General features: G+C 66.2%; 11 protein-coding genes and 2 pseudogenes. 5 read left to right on the top strand and 8 right to left on the bottom strand.

Annotated elements, in window-relative coordinates; translation table 11 throughout:
• Positions 1–29: 29 nt before the first annotated feature.
• From QE379_RS17705 to QE379_RS17695, 3 genes are all read right to left on the bottom strand, one after another.
• Positions 30–1,583 carry an IS66 family transposase gene (locus QE379_RS17705; protein WP_373461822.1) on the bottom strand — a complete coding sequence of 518 codons (1,554 nt, stop codon included), beginning with the start codon at positions 1,581–1,583 and terminating at the stop codon, positions 30–32.
• Between the two features lie 61 nt (positions 1,584–1,644).
• Positions 1,645–1,992: an IS66 family insertion sequence element accessory protein TnpB gene (tnpB, locus tag QE379_RS17700; RefSeq protein ID WP_267436059.1), complete on the bottom strand. Its 348-nt coding sequence runs from the start codon at positions 1,990–1,992 to the stop codon at positions 1,645–1,647.
• Complete coding sequence (locus QE379_RS17695; RefSeq protein WP_267436060.1) at positions 1,989–2,363, bottom strand: transposase; 375 nt, start codon at positions 2,361–2,363, stop codon at positions 1,989–1,991. Before QE379_RS17695 ends, tnpB begins: the two co-directional genes overlap by 4 nt.
• Before the next feature lie 131 nt (positions 2,364–2,494).
• Here QE379_RS17695 and QE379_RS17690 point away from each other — a divergent pair.
• Positions 2,495–3,249: pseudogene (locus QE379_RS17690) on the top strand (IS630 family transposase); the annotation flags it as partial.
• A gap of 11 nt (positions 3,250–3,260) precedes the next feature.
• Positions 3,261–3,344, top strand: a pseudogene (locus tag QE379_RS19690) (integrase core domain-containing protein); the annotation flags it as partial.
• A gap of 156 nt (positions 3,345–3,500) precedes the next feature.
• Here QE379_RS19690 and QE379_RS17685 read toward each other — a convergent pair.
• The 4 genes from QE379_RS17685 to QE379_RS17670 are packed head-to-tail and all read right to left on the bottom strand — an operon-like array spanning position 3,501 to position 10,650.
• Positions 3,501–4,631 (bottom strand): acyltransferase family protein, encoded by a 1,131-nt coding sequence (locus QE379_RS17685; protein ID WP_307002504.1) that lies wholly within the window; start codon positions 4,629–4,631, stop codon positions 3,501–3,503.
• On the bottom strand, positions 4,628–5,338 hold the full coding sequence (locus QE379_RS17680) for an SGNH/GDSL hydrolase family protein (protein WP_307002502.1): 711 nt from the start codon (positions 5,336–5,338) through the stop codon (positions 4,628–4,630). Before QE379_RS17680 ends, QE379_RS17685 begins: the two co-directional genes overlap by 4 nt.
• Positions 5,335–7,881 carry a beta-N-acetylhexosaminidase gene (locus tag QE379_RS17675; protein ID WP_307002500.1) on the bottom strand — a complete coding sequence of 849 codons (2,547 nt, stop codon included), beginning with the start codon at positions 7,879–7,881 and terminating at the stop codon, positions 5,335–5,337. Before QE379_RS17675 ends, QE379_RS17680 begins: the two co-directional genes overlap by 4 nt.
• Positions 7,882–7,917: 36 nt before the next feature.
• Positions 7,918–10,650, bottom strand: a complete 2,733-nt coding sequence (locus QE379_RS17670; RefSeq protein WP_307002498.1) for a TonB-dependent receptor — start codon at positions 10,648–10,650, stop codon at positions 7,918–7,920.
• 383 nt (positions 10,651–11,033) lie between these two features.
• On the opposite strand from QE379_RS17670, the gene QE379_RS17665 reads away from it, so the two are divergent.
• Positions 11,034–11,297 (top strand): transposase, encoded by a 264-nt coding sequence (locus QE379_RS17665; protein WP_373461821.1) that lies wholly within the window; start codon positions 11,034–11,036, stop codon positions 11,295–11,297.
• 38 nt (positions 11,298–11,335) lie between these two features.
• Positions 11,336–11,626 carry a hypothetical protein gene (locus QE379_RS19685; RefSeq protein ID WP_373461820.1) on the top strand — a complete coding sequence of 97 codons (291 nt, stop codon included), beginning with the start codon at positions 11,336–11,338 and terminating at the stop codon, positions 11,624–11,626.
• A gap of 296 nt (positions 11,627–11,922) precedes the next feature.
• On the opposite strand, the gene QE379_RS17660 is transcribed toward QE379_RS19685, so the two are convergent.
• Entirely contained in the window at positions 11,923–12,189 is a 267-nt protein-coding gene (locus QE379_RS17660) for a hypothetical protein (protein WP_307002497.1), read from the bottom strand.
• On the opposite strand from QE379_RS17660, the gene QE379_RS17655 reads away from it, so the two are divergent.
• Positions 12,170–13,450, top strand: a complete 1,281-nt coding sequence (locus tag QE379_RS17655; RefSeq protein WP_307002495.1) for an MFS transporter — start codon at positions 12,170–12,172, stop codon at positions 13,448–13,450. The two genes, QE379_RS17660 and QE379_RS17655, sit on opposite strands and share 20 nt — an antisense overlap.
• Positions 13,451–13,452 lie beyond the last annotated feature (2 nt).

Below are 13,452 nucleotides of genomic sequence, written 5' to 3'. Positions count from 1 at the left end.
CGACGTAAGCGTGGCGTGGAGGCCGCAGATTATGCTGCTTGTGCGGTCGACTGATCTACCTGCGGCATCCAATTCCAGGGCATGAGTTCGTCCCATCGGCTGGCAGGCCAGTCGCCCGCGACCTTGGCGATAACGTCAGCGATATAGGCCTGCGGGTCGACGCCGTTCGCCTTGCAGGTCTGGATGACGGTGTAGATGGCAGCGGCCCGTTCGCCACCTGCGCGCGAACCGGCGAACAGCCAGTTGCGGCGTCCAATGGCAACACCGCGCAGTGCACGCTCCGCGATATTGTTGTCGATTTCCAGACGACCCTCACCCAGGAAGCGCGACAGTGCCTGCCAGCGCTTGGTGCCGTAGGCGATGGCTTTGGCCATGTCGGACCTGGGCGACAGATGGCGAAGGGCGGCGTCGAGCACCTCGCGCAGGGCCTCGACCAGCGGTTTGCTCCGCTCCTGCCTGACACAACACCGTATGTCGGGCGGCTGGCCGCGCACCTCGGCCTCGACGGCATAGATCGCTCCGATCCGCTCGAGAATGTCGGTGGTCAGCGGCGTGGGCGACCGCTCGTGCAGATCGAAGACCTTGCGCCGGAAGTGTGCCCAGCACGCGACTTCGGTCACGCCACCACGATACAGTCCGTCATAACCGGCATAGGCATCGGCCTGAAGGAAACCGCGGAAGCCGGCGAGATGGGCCATCGGGTGCGCGGCCGTGCGGTCGGGCGTGAAGCGATACCAGGTCGCGCGCGGCGCCGTGCCGCCGGACGCCTGGTCGTCGGCTGCGTACACCCATAGCCGCCCGGTCGCGGTCTTCCCCCGGCCGGGGTCGAGCACCGGCACGGGCGTGTCGTCGGCATGGATCTTGTCGGCCTTGAGCACCTCGTCACGGATGCGGCTGACGATGGGGTCGAGGAGCACCGCGGCCTGTCCAGTCCAGCCCGCCAGCGTCGAGCGGTCGATGTCGAGCCCTTGCGCGGCCATCATCTCGGCCTGGCGGTAAAGCGGCAAATGGTGGTCGAACTTTGAGACGACGACGTGCGCCAGCGTGGCGAAGGTGGCCTTGCCACGCGCCACGGCCCTGACCGGGACGGGAGCCTGGACGATCTTGTCGCAGGAACGGCAGCTGTATTTGGGGCGGACGTTGCGCACGACCCGCCAGCGCACCGGCACGATGTCGAGCATCTCGTGTGCGTCCGAGCCGAGCGGGCGCAACGCGCCGCCACAGTCCGGGCAGGTGCAGGCACCCGATGCCGGCTCATGGATGACGTCCTCGCGTGGCAGATGTGCGGGCAGACTGCGGACGGGCACCGGCCGAACCGCCACGCCGCTGTCGGCCATCTCAGCCCCAGGCGCGTTGCGCTCCGTCTCCAGTTCCTCCAGCGCCAGTTCGAGCTGCTCGATCTCGCGGCCGAGCTTTTCGGACGAGGCACCGAACTGCATCCGCCGCAGCCGGGCGATCTGTCCGCGCAGGGTATCGATGAGCAGATCGCGGGCGGCGAGCGCGGCATTGGCCCGGGCGAGTAAGGCCTCCAGCGCGGCGATCCGCGCGGTGGCATCAGCAGGGGAAACAGGCGCTTCCGACACGCTGTCTTCGTAGCAGATTGCAGGTCGGCGAGCGAGCAAAAGCGGCGTAAAACCGCCGTTCTCACCCCGCCAGCGTCGGCGTAAACGTCCGCTCGGGCCGACGCCAGTCGATGCCCTCCAGCAGCATCGACAATTGCGCCGGCGTCAGCACCACCGTGCCGGTCGCGGTCACCGGCCAGACGAAGCGGCCACGGTCGAGCCGCTTGGAAAACAGGCACAGGCCTTGCCCATCGAACCACAACAACTTGACCAGATGACCCCGCTTGCCGCGGAACGCGAACAACGCTCCGGAATGCGGGTTCTGCACCAGCACCTGCTGCACCAGCACCGCCAAACCATCGAACCCCTTGCGCATGTCGGTCACGCCGCATGCCAGGAACACCCGCGTCGGCAACGGCACCGGGCTCATCGCAGCACCGACAGCACCCGTGCCAGCGCCCCTGCATCCACGGCAGCATCCACGCTCACCCGCACGCCACCCGGCAGTTCGATATGGATGAACCCCGGTGGACATGGTGCCGGCTGCGGTGTCCGCACGACCGGTTCCGCCACCTGCACTTCGGCGAATACCGGCAACGACGGCACGGCACTCGCCAGCTTGCCCTCCCGCAACTGCTTGCGCCACGTGTAGATCAGGCTGCTCGACACCTCACGCCGGGCGATGACGTCGCAAACCCGCACCCCCGGCCGGAACGCCTCCGCCAGGATCTCCAGCTTCTCCGCGTCCGACCATCGCCGTCGACCCGACACACGGCCGACCACCTCCATCCGACCAGTCATACGAGTGCTCGTATGACCTGTCGTATAACCGAAAACTTCCCGCACCGCCCGCGCCCTCGTCAAAGGCGACAAGCATCCTGACCGCCAGCGCTACCGCAAGGCGGCCTGCTGACCACGCTTACGCTGCGACGGAGGCCAAGGCGGCGCGCATATGGGCGCTGTACGAGGCGGCACCCGACATCACCCTTGCCGAGTTGCGCGCGGCACTGGCCGCCGAGGGGAACGCGGTGGCGGTATCGACGCTGTGGCGGTTCTTCGCGCGCCACGGGCATACGCGCAAAAAAAGACCGGCCACGCGCAGGAGCAGGATCGCTCCGACGTCCTGAGCGCGCGCGAGGCCTGGTTCGATGGCCAGCCCGACCTCGATCCGGAAACGCTGGTCTTCGTCGACGAGACCGGTGCCAGCACGAAGATGGCGCGCCGCTACGGACGTGCGCCGCGCGGGCAGCGGCTGCGCATGGCCGTGCCGCACGGTCACTGGAAAACGACAACGTTCGTCGGGGGCTTGCGGCTCTCGGGCATGACCGCGCCGCTCGTCATCGACGGACCCATGACCGGGGCGTGGTTCGCGGCTTGGGTCGCCCGCGCGCTCGCCCCGACGCTGAAGCCCGGCGACGTCGTCATCCTCGACAACCTGCCCGCCCACAAGAGCGTCGTGGCACGCATGGCGATCGAGGCAAGGGGGGGCCGGCTGCTTTTCCTTCCGCCTTACTCGCCCGACTTCAACCCGATCGAAAACGCCTTCGCCAAGCTCAAGGCGCTCCTGCGCAAAGCCGCCGCCCGCACCCGCGACGACTTGTACCGCGCCATCGGTGCCGCCATCGACACGTTCACGCCGGCCGAGTGCGCCAACTACTTCGCTGCTGCCGGTTACGATGCAGACTGATCGGAATTTGCTCTAGCTGCGCAGCGCGCCTCAGCCGGTGGATCGGCTATTACAACGAGCACCGGCCTCACTCCCGCTTCGGCGGGCGAACACCAGCATGGCGGCGTAAAACAACCGGGGGCATAGCTTAGCTCAGCCGCCAAACTGTCCGGCAAGGCGGCACCACCTCAATCCGACTTGGCAGCAAGCGTTGTTAAGCTGTGGGTAGCGCGCGGGCTTGAAACAGGCCAACCGGAAACGCGTCCGTGTGGTCAGAGCTTGACATAGATCCGCTGTCGGTCGAGCAGCCAGGCCAACGCCCAGCAGATTTGCGCAAAGGCGAGCGCCATGACGAGCGATGCCCATTTCCCGCCAATCCATGCAAAGCCGTGATCGTACACCCAGCGGAACAGCGCGACATGGCCGACCGGCAGGGTCCAGGCGATCGCCATGGTCAGGTCGGCGACGATATAGATCGCCAGCGCGTTCTTGCCGAACGTCGCGAAATACCCGGTCCCGCGCGTCGCCCGCCAGCGATCGACTAGCTGAACCAGCATCGCCAACACGACGACATCGATGCCGATCGTCAGCAGCGTATAGGCGGTCGTCCACAATTTCTTGTTGATCGGGTCCACCGGATGCAGCGCCAGCGCGAGCAGCACCAGCCCGCCGCCGGTCGCCGCCATCGCCGCCAGGTCGCGTCCCGCCAGTCGCCCCTTCGCCGCGCGATGGCGGAGAAAAGTGACCGCCAGATAGCCGGCCAGCACATTGGCCGTCGCGGGCAAGGTGCCGAGCAGCCCTTCCGGATCGAACGGTGCGCCTTCGAGCTGATAGAGGTGCCGCGCGCCGAGCATTGCGGTGTCGATCCGCACCACCGCACTGCCCGTCAGGCTGTGATCGCCGAAGCCGAGCGCGATCCCCCCACCGATCGCCAGCAGGACGACCGCCCCCAGCAACGCACCGCGCCAGCGCACGAAATACAGCAGCGAGGCGGCGAGGAAATAGGTCAGCGCGATCCGTTGCAGCACGCCCATGATCCGCAGCGTATCGATCGAATGCCACGCGACCTGCCCCTGCACGATCGACAGGAACGGGAAGTTGGACACGAATACACCGCACAGGAAGATGCGCAGCGACCGGCTCGCGATCCGGCGGAAATACGTCCCCGAGCCACCGCACGCATAACGTTCGGCGGTGAAGGCGAGCGACGCGCCCGTCACGAACAGGAATGTCGGAAAGACAGCGTCCGTCAGCGTGAACCCGTCCCAGCTGCTGTGCAGCATCTGCCCGAAGGACAGTGCCTCGCTGATCGCCATGTTGACGACGATCATCAGAGCCACGGTCGCCCCACGCATCACGTCGATCGCCAGATAGCGTCCGTTGGTTCCTGTCGCATCGCTCATCGGCTTCCCCTCCTTCCCTGCCCCAGCACCGGACGCAGCACGCGCTCCATCACCGCATAGCCCGCCGCGTTGGGATGCACCCCGTCGCCGCTGAGCCCCGGGTCGATCGCTCCCGCTTCCGCCAGCATCGCGGCGTACGCATCGACAAAGGTGAGGCCCATCCGGGCTGCATAGTCGCGCAGCCACCGATTATGGTCCGCGATCCGCGCCGCCGGCGCGACCTGCGGCGCCCACCAATAATGATTGGTCGGCAGGATCGACACCAGCACGACGCGGATGCCGTTGGCCCGTGCCAGTTCGACCATCCATCGGACATGGCCGCGGATCGTCGCGTCGTCGACCTCGCCGCCATTGCCGGCAATGTCGTTGGTGCCGCCCAGCAGGATGACGGTTTCGGGGTGCAGCGCGACGACGTCCTGCCGGAACCGCACCAGCATCTGGGCGGTCGTCTGACCGCTGATCCCGCGATTGATATGGAGCGGGTCGGCAAAGACCGACTGATGGTCACGGTCCCATCCTTCGGTGATGGAATCGCCCATGAACACCACGCGGTGCGCGACGGCCCCCCCCGCGATCAGGTCGGTGTCGCGCTGGCGATAAGTGGCCAGCGCCGCCCAGTCGCCGCCCGTTTCCTGTGCCGGCACGGGGCCGGCGGAGAGGAGCGCTCCGACCAGCAGGGCGAGGCGACAATATGACCGGACGGTCACGGCTGGACGATCCGTGCCGATGGCCCCGGCCGCCCGGCGGGGGAGAACGCCGCGACGGTGATCGTGCCGTGCGCAGCGATCGGTCCGCTCACCACCGGGCTGTCGCGATCGGGTTCCGATCCGTCGATCGTGTAGCGCAGCACGAACCCCGGCAGCGCGGCATTGGCGAGAATCCGCCCATCGCGGACCACCAGCCCCGGCGGCGCGATGCGATAGGCAAAGCCCGGCAGGTCGCGTTCCAGCTGTGGCAGCACGCGCCGGCCCAGTTGCGTCGCAAAGCGCGACCAGCCGGCGGCATAGGCGGCGTCACGCGCCGGTCCCCGCAGGCTGGTCCAGTCGGGCGCCATGCTCCACCCTCGCTCCGCCACCGCGAACAGCCTGGGCAACAGCATATGGCCGATCCGCCACGGTTCGCGCACGGTTTCGCTGAACAGCGTCGCCTCGATCCCCATCACCCGCGATCGGCCAGTCTCCGATAGTCCGTCCGCCGGAGACTGGCCGCCCGACGCCGCATCCACGCCATCGACCAGCGCAAAGGGTTCGAACCGGTACACCGTCTCAAGGTCGCTATAGCCCGACCAGTTATGCCCCGGCTCGCTGCGGTCGCGGGCATGGGCCATGTCGAAATACAGCGCGGTCGCGGGCGACATCACCACCGGATAGCCCGCATTGGCCAACCGGTTCGCCAGCCCCGTGGCCGCCCCCTGGTTGTTCCAGACGTGCAGCGCGACCGGCCGGTTCAGGAAGTGCGGGTTGACCACCGGTCCCCCGCCGGCGGGGGCGGCCACCTTGCGCATCCCCAGTTCCTCCCATCCCGCGGCGGCGACACCGTGCGCCGCCAGGATCGCGGTGATCCGATCGTAGAAATGGTCCCACAACCCGGCCGTGCCCTCGACCGCTCCGTCGGGCAGCGCGGCGATGGCGCGCGCGGCGGCGGGCGATTTCTCCCACGCGCCATCGGCCAGTTCGTCTCCGCCGACATGCAGGACGCGCAGCCGCACGCCAGCCTGCCGGTGCAGGGCCACCAGATGGGCGACCACCGTCTCGATGAAGCGATAGGTGCCGGGTGCTCCCGGATCGATCACATTGTCCGAATAGCCCTGGGCGGAATGATAGATCGACCGGTCGGCCGGATCGCGCAACCGCCAGCGGTCGGCATCCGGCCGCCCCGCCGCGCGCCATCGCGCCGCGCGGGTGGCCATCGCCTGCACAGCGGCGCGGGCATGGCCGGGCATCTCGATCTCCGGGATCACCTCGATATGGCGCGCACGGGCATAGGTCAGGATCGCGATATAATCGGCGGCGGTGTAGAAGCCGCTGCCATGCGGATCGTCGGCCTCCGGCCCCGATCCATAGGCGGGGGGAAGCGTCGCGCCGCTCGCGAAATCCTGGCTGCGGCGCCCACCCACCTCGGTCAGTTCGGGCAAGGCCGGGATCGCGATCCGCCAGCCTTCATCGTCGGTCAGGTGCAGATGCAGGCGGTTCAGCTTCGCGACCGCCATCAGGTCGATGGCGCGCAGCACCTGGTCGCGGCTCTGGAAATTGCGCGCGACGTCCAGCATCAGCCCGCGATAGCCAAAGCGCGGCGCGTCGGTGATTGCGAGCAACGGCAAGGCGCGTCCCCGCCCGGTCGCGGGCGCGGCATCGACGATCTGGCGTAATGACTGCAGGGCGCGGAACACCCCGGCGGCGGATGCGCCGGTGATGGCGACGCCGTCGCGGCGGATCGTCAGGCGATAGGCTTCGTCCGACGCTTCCCCCGCGACCGCGCCGATCGCCAGCGACAACGGTACGACCGGCCCGGTCGCGGCGGGTCCTTCGGTCGGCGTGGGAACGAATCTGGCCTCGTTGCGCAGCGTCGCTGGCGCACGCACCGACCAGGCGGCAACCGGCAAGGTTCCGTTGCGACGGTCGATCCGCTTCGGGGTCGGGAAGACCGGCGACAGCGTATCGACCGGCACCGCTGCGATCCGGGCATTGGCGGCATAGCGACCCTCCGGCGCGACGACCGATCCGACGCCGACCGGAGCGCCGGGTATCTGCGCGGCGGCAGGCAGGGGTTCGATGTGGTAATCGGTCAGCGCCACGCCGCGCCCTGGATCGTCATCGCGTACCATATAGGGGCCGACCGGTGCCTTGTCGGGCAGGATCATGATATCGGCATGGCGTAGCGTCAGCGACAGCGTCGCGCCGGGGGCCAGCATCTCCGCCCCGCCGACGGGACGCAGCCGTACCAGCGGACCGGCGATCGGCGCGACCTCCACCCCGTCGCCGGGCCATGGAGGGTCGATCGGCGACAGCGCGCTGACATGGATCCACCAGCCCCGCAGCGGAAACGGCACCGTCCCGTCGTTGCGCAGCGTCAGCGTGGCGACCGTGTGCTGTTTCTCGACCGTGCGGGCGGTCCAGCGCAACGCGATCGGCGGTGTCTTTCCCCGTGTTGCCGCCGGTGATGATGGCCGGGGCGGCGATCCGGGCGGCGGGGCCGCCGCGATCAGCCCCGCCGTCAGTGCCAGCAGCGACACCAGTTTTCCCGCGCGCATGGTCCTGCGCCGCTCCCGCCCCGACCGCGTCATCGGTCAGAACGCATAGGACAGGCCGAGCAGATACTCGGTCCCGAACTTGTGATATTGCTGCGGTGCCGTACGCCCCTCCACCGTCTGGCTGGTGACATAGGGTTCGTTGTTGATGTTGTTCGCCTGCGCCATGATCGCCAGCCCCTTCATTGGGCCGGATTGCAGCGTATAGCCTGCCTGGGCATCGACGATCCGTTCGGACCGGATATTCTCGGTCACGAAGCGGAAGGCGTTGTGCCGCCGGGCCGAATATCCCGACCGGTAACGCTGTCCCACGCGCAGCTGATAGCCGTCCTTTTCATAATAGACCGCACCCGACCACACATCGCCCGAGAATCCTTCGAGCAGGGTGTTGAGGAAATAGCCGTCCTTGTCGGTCTTCGGGCTGAGCCATGTCTTCGAATAACTGCCGGTGATCCCGAACCCGTCGAGCAGGTCGGTCAGCAGGTTACCCTCCAGCGTGCCACTGAACTCCAGTCCTTTCAGGATGCCGCCAGCGGTATTGGTCGGCGTGGTCAGCGTGCCGGTCTGGCTGATCGGCGTGACGTTGGACGAATTGGTGTAGCCCGAAAAGTCGTACAGCACGTCCTTGGTCACGATGCCGCGCGTGATATCCTTGTAGAACGCCGCCGCCGCGACATAGGACGACCGGCCGATATAATGTTCCAGCGACAGGTCGAAATCCCATGACTGCCACGGCTTCAGCTTGGGGTTGCCGCCATCGCCGTACCATCGCCGGTCGGCCTGCGACACGGCGGCGGTGATGCCAGCGCGCATGTCCGCCATTTCCGGCCGCGCCTGCGCCCGCGCCGCACCGAAGCGCAGCCGGGTCGATGGCGTGATCTCGGCATTGAGGTTCAGGCTGGGCAGGATGTCGGTGTAGCTGGTGCCGCCCGCGACCGGCGAGATCGCGCCCTCGGCATCGACATACAGGCCGCTTGCGCTCTGGCGCGTATGGATCACCTGTACCCCGATATTGCCGCGGATCGGCAGGAGGTGGCTGTCGTCGATGTCCAGCTTGATGAAGCCGGTCGTCACCTTTTCCCCGACGCCCCAGTTCCACGACGGGTCCTTCGGGTTGGGCGCGGGGTCATAGGCATCGCCGTACAGCGCGGCGTCGGGCCGGAAAAACAGCGCGCCGGGCAGGCCGATAAAGCCCATGTCGACCGATGCCGTCTTCAGGCTGGCCGGGATCGGGCGACAGGTCAGGCCATTCAGGCACGGCGTTGGATCGGTCAGCGAATAGCTGGTCTGGTCATAGACCAGCGACTTGGTCCGGTGGCTATAGAGCACGCCCAGCTCGATCGCGCGGAACGGGCCGAAGTCCATGTCGCGCCGCGCCGCGACCCGGCCAGTCTCCACCTTGTCGGTGACATTGGCCAGCGCGACCAACCCACCCAGATTGTCGCCCCACACGCTGGCCAGCGACATCGCGCTGGTGCTGTTGAGGTCGACGCTCGACGATACCTGGCCGAATCGGTCATAGGTCGTCGGCAGGACGACGTTCAGCGTCATCGGCGCCCGCGACATCAGATAGGCTTCGCCGACCCATTCGCGCCGCTTGGCCTTGGACAGGCCCAGATTGGCGCTGAAGGTCCAGGCGCCGGTGGCATAGCTGTTGGTCCAGCTCAGCGCGTTCAACTCGTCGTTGCGGTCGTTCTGGCGCATGGTCAGGATCGGGCTGGCATTGTCGACGCGGATCGTGCCGTTGCCCATGCTGACGACCGGGATGCTCCCCGATGCCCAGTTGGCGAGCACGCCGATCAGCTCGTCACCCTGCATCCGCTGCTTGAAGCGCGAATGGAACAGGTCGATCTTGCTCGAAAAATGATCGTCGGGCTTGAACTGCAGCACGCCCAGCACGCCATCGCGGACCGTCTGGGTCGATGCGACCCCGGTTTCGAACCCGTTGAACGTATAGCTGTCGCCCAGCCCGTCGACGCCCAGTTGCGTGCCGGTGCCATAGTCCCACAGGTTGAAATACTTCTTCTTGTTGGGGGAATCGAGCCGGGCATAGCCGACCGCGACGCCGATGCGGTCGTCGGCGAACTGATCGACATAGGATATGCTGACGCGGCTGCCATGGCCGCTGGTGCCGGGCAGCACCGATCCCATCGCATTGCCGTTGAAGCGCGCGCTGGCGTTGATCTTGCGCTCGTGGAAATCCAGCGGCTGCAATGTGTGGATGTCGATCGTCCCCGACAGGCCCATCGCGCCCAGCGATGCGTCGGGCGTCTTGTACAAAGTGGCGGAACTGACCAGCTCGCCGGGGAACTGGTCATATTCGAAACTGCGGTCGTCGCCGGTCGACACCATCTCCTGGCCGTTGAACAACGTCATCCCGAACTTCGGCGCCATCCCCCGTATCGACAGCACCTGCGCACGGCCGTCGACACGTTGCGCCGCTACGCCGGGCAGGCGGGCCAGCGACTCCGCGATGCTGATCCCGGGCAGCTTGCCGATATCTTCCGCGCTGACGACTTCGACGATTTCATTGGAACTGCGCTTGGCATCGATCGCCCGGATGAGTCCGGCCCGAATGCCGGTGACGACGATTTCGTCCCCTTTGCTGCCGGCGTCCCCGGTGTCCTGCGTCGCCGGTTCGGCAGCGAAGGAAGGGGGAGATGCCTGCGCCGCAAGGGCGCTGCTTGGCAGAACCAATCCCGCCACGGCGGTTGCCGGACACAGCATCGTCGTCACCAGCCAGTTGCGCCGTGCGAATCTCGACAAAGACATATGGAAGCCCCCCTTTATCAACCGTCGCCCCATCCGACAGGTTGGTTGATTGGAGCTAATCTGGTATAAATGTGCGCGGTTTGTCCATATCCAATTAGAATCCAATTTTTGGCACGGTTTTTATGACATAAATTGTCGAATCTCGGTCGAAGCAAGTGATTGAAAAGCGAGGATATATGGACGGATGAGAGACGGTTTTTCTGGTATCGGTCATCTGCTGCAGGCGACAGGTCAGGCTGGCTGGCATTCAATCGGAAGCACGCAGAACCAGATTGGCATTATACGATAACAGATTATGTTCTGTCGGCTGATGCGTGCGGATTCGACCTGCTCCCCCGGAAATCATGCCATTGGTAGGTTAGCTCGTCAGATGGAGACGAGCGATGCGGCGAGGCCGTTTTACCGAGAATCAAATCATTGCCGTGCTGCGCGAGCATGAGGCTAGCGTGAAGACCGCCGAACTGTGCCGAAAGCATTGCATCAGCGATGCGACGTTCTACAACGGGAAGGCGAGATACGGCGGCATGACCGTGTCAGAGGCGGCGCGCTTACGGACGTTGGAAGACGAGAACCGGCGACTGAAGAATCTGCTGGCGGAGTCGATGCTGGACGTGTCGGCGCTGAAGGATCTGCTGGGAAAATACTGACCCGGTCTGTCGATCGCTATGCTGCGGTGGGCAAGCTGATGGCCGACCACGGCTTCTCGGAGCGTCGTGCCTGCAGGCTGCTCGGGGTCAACCGGTCGGCATGGCAATATGAGCCGCTTCGAGGGAAGGACGATGCTGTCCGCGAGCGAATGCGCGAGATCGCCAACGAGCATCGTCGGTTCCCGACCGCGCGTCGCCGCCCCGTATCCATTCACCCTCATCGCTTTATTCGCGATGAATCACCTCCCGCCGCCCCCGCCAAGCCATTTTTCAGCAGCCTGTTGAACGCGTTTGCGGTACAGGACTGTACTATAGTAAGTCAGCTTTGATGGGCGCTGGGCAAAGGCGGTTAGTCCGCAATCGGCCCAGTTTTTAGCGTTCTACGGCACCGTTCAGCCGAAAGTTGAACGTCGGCTTCTGGCAAGGGCTGCCGCTCGGAATCTTGGATACGAAGGCCGGGAATGACCGAATTCGGTCATCCTCGCCTTGATACCCAGTAACATGAACGAGCCAAGGATTTTGACGTCGCATCATCAGCGCCCGATCGACTGAAACTATGGCGCAAAATTACCGCTAACCTCCCCTCGGCACCAAAATTTCCCAATGATCGGAGTGCCCATCGCTTTCACCTCGGGCGCGCCATTTTGAAAAAGCGCCGGATATGCGTGTGTTGCATCGCGGTCCGCCGGATAGCGATGGGCACCCGACATCGTGACAGTATTGGACGCCAGGTCTTCAGTCCCGCAGGCTGTTGGATCGGCTTGTGGATGAAGCGGCCTGACCCTGATGGCCGGATTTCGACCATGGATTCGCAGAGCATGCGATCGCCGAACGCCTTGAGCTGGCAGGCGAAGTCGTGGATGGCCTGAATAATGGGATCATCGAAGCGCATCAAGGGACTAGACCTCAGCGTCGGCTATCTCGGGTTGCAGATCGCATTTGGTATCCAGAGCGCCAGCCTGAGCCGGGTGTTCCAGGGGCTTGGGGCCTCGGTCGATCAACTCGCGATCCTGTGGCTGGCCGGGCCGGTGACGGGCTTGCTGGTGCAGCCGGTCGTCGGCGCGATCAGCGATCGTCATGGCGGTCGGTTCGGGCGGCGGCGGCCCTATATCCTGGTATCGGCCCTGCTGGTGATCGCCGCGCTGGCCGCCTTGCCGATGGCGACGTCGCTGGTGGTGGCCGTGGCGGCGGTCTGGGGACTGGAGGCCGCGATGAATGCACTCCACGCACCCTATCGCGCGCTGGTCGCCGACACATTGTCGCCCGAGGATCAGGCGGGCGGCTACGCCATGCAGACCGTCTTTATCGGGCTGGGGGCGCTGGCCGGGGCCTGTGCGCCGATCCTGCTCGCCTGGGGCGGCTGGTCGAACGTCGCCCAGCCGGGCCAGACCGCGCCGTCGATCCGGGTGGCGTTCCTGGCGGCGGCGCTGGCAGTGGCGCTGGCAGTCGGCTGGACGGTGGCGCGGGTGCGCGAACCGGCCGCCACCAAAGCGCCGCAGCATGATCCGTCGGCGAGGCCTGGCCGCCGGGCCGAATTCGCCACACTCCGGCAGGCGCTGCGTCCGGTGGCGGCCATCCAGTTTCTCAGCTGGTTCGGGCTGTATCTGCTCTGGGTCTACGCCACGCCGGTGGTCGCGGCGCAGCTTTACGGCGCGACCTCGCCCTTTGATGCCGCCTATGCGCGGGGGGCGGATTTTGTCGGAATTCTGTTCGGGACCTATAACGGGGTGGCCGGGCTGTTCGCCTTTCTGCTGCCGGGGCTGTTCCGGCGGTTCGGGGTGACGCGGGTCCATGCGGCGGCGCTGGCGGCGGGCGCGCTCGGGCTGGCGGGCGTGGCGCTGGTCGCGCATCCCGCCGGACTGGTCGGTTGTGCGGTGCTGATCGGCATCGCCTATGCCTCGATCCTGAGCGCGCCCTTCGTGCTGGCCGGGCGAGCGGTGCCCAGCGCGACGGCGGGCATGTTCATCGGCGTCATGAACATCTTCATCGTCGTGCCACAGCTGGTTGCGGGGCTGAGCATGGGATGGGTCATCGCGCACGGACTGTGCGGCATGGCCTGGCCCGTCCTGCCCCTGGCGGGCGGGTTGATGGCGATCGGGGCGGTGCTGAGTCTATGTCTGTCGACCATGGACGCGGACACCGCCTTGGCCTAGTG

Origin of the sequence: Sphingomonas sp. SORGH_AS_0879, assembly GCF_030819175.1 — a bacterium.
Lineage (GTDB): Bacteria > Pseudomonadota > Alphaproteobacteria > Sphingomonadales > Sphingomonadaceae > Sphingomonas.
Note: the sequence above shows the minus strand (reverse complement) of the source record. Positions and strands in the feature narration are given on the sequence as shown.

Bases quoted from the DNA above. Each gene is read 5' to 3' on its own strand.
- tnpB (WP_267436059.1), bottom strand. From the start codon at position 1,992: ATGAGCCCGGTGCCGTTGCCGACGCGGGTGTTCCTGGCATGCGGCGTG.
- QE379_RS17695 (WP_267436060.1), bottom strand. From the start codon at position 2,363: ATGACTGGTCGGATGGAGGTGGTCGGCCGTGTGTCGGGTCGACGGCGA.
- QE379_RS17685 (WP_307002504.1), bottom strand. From the start codon at position 4,631: ATGAGCGATGCGACAGGAACCAACGGACGCTATCTGGCGATCGACGTG.
- QE379_RS17675 (WP_307002500.1), bottom strand. From the start codon at position 7,881: ATGCGCGCGGGAAAACTGGTGTCGCTGCTGGCACTGACGGCGGGGCTG.
- QE379_RS17670 (WP_307002498.1), bottom strand. From the start codon at position 10,650: ATGTCTTTGTCGAGATTCGCACGGCGCAACTGGCTGGTGACGACGATG.
- QE379_RS17665 (WP_373461821.1), top strand. From the start codon at position 11,034: ATGCGGCGAGGCCGTTTTACCGAGAATCAAATCATTGCCGTGCTGCGC.
- QE379_RS19685 (WP_373461820.1), top strand. From the start codon at position 11,336: ATGGCCGACCACGGCTTCTCGGAGCGTCGTGCCTGCAGGCTGCTCGGG.
- QE379_RS17655 (WP_307002495.1), top strand. From the start codon at position 12,170: ATGGGATCATCGAAGCGCATCAAGGGACTAGACCTCAGCGTCGGCTAT.
- QE379_RS17660 (WP_307002497.1), bottom strand. From the start codon at position 12,189: ATGCGCTTCGATGATCCCATTATTCAGGCCATCCACGACTTCGCCTGC.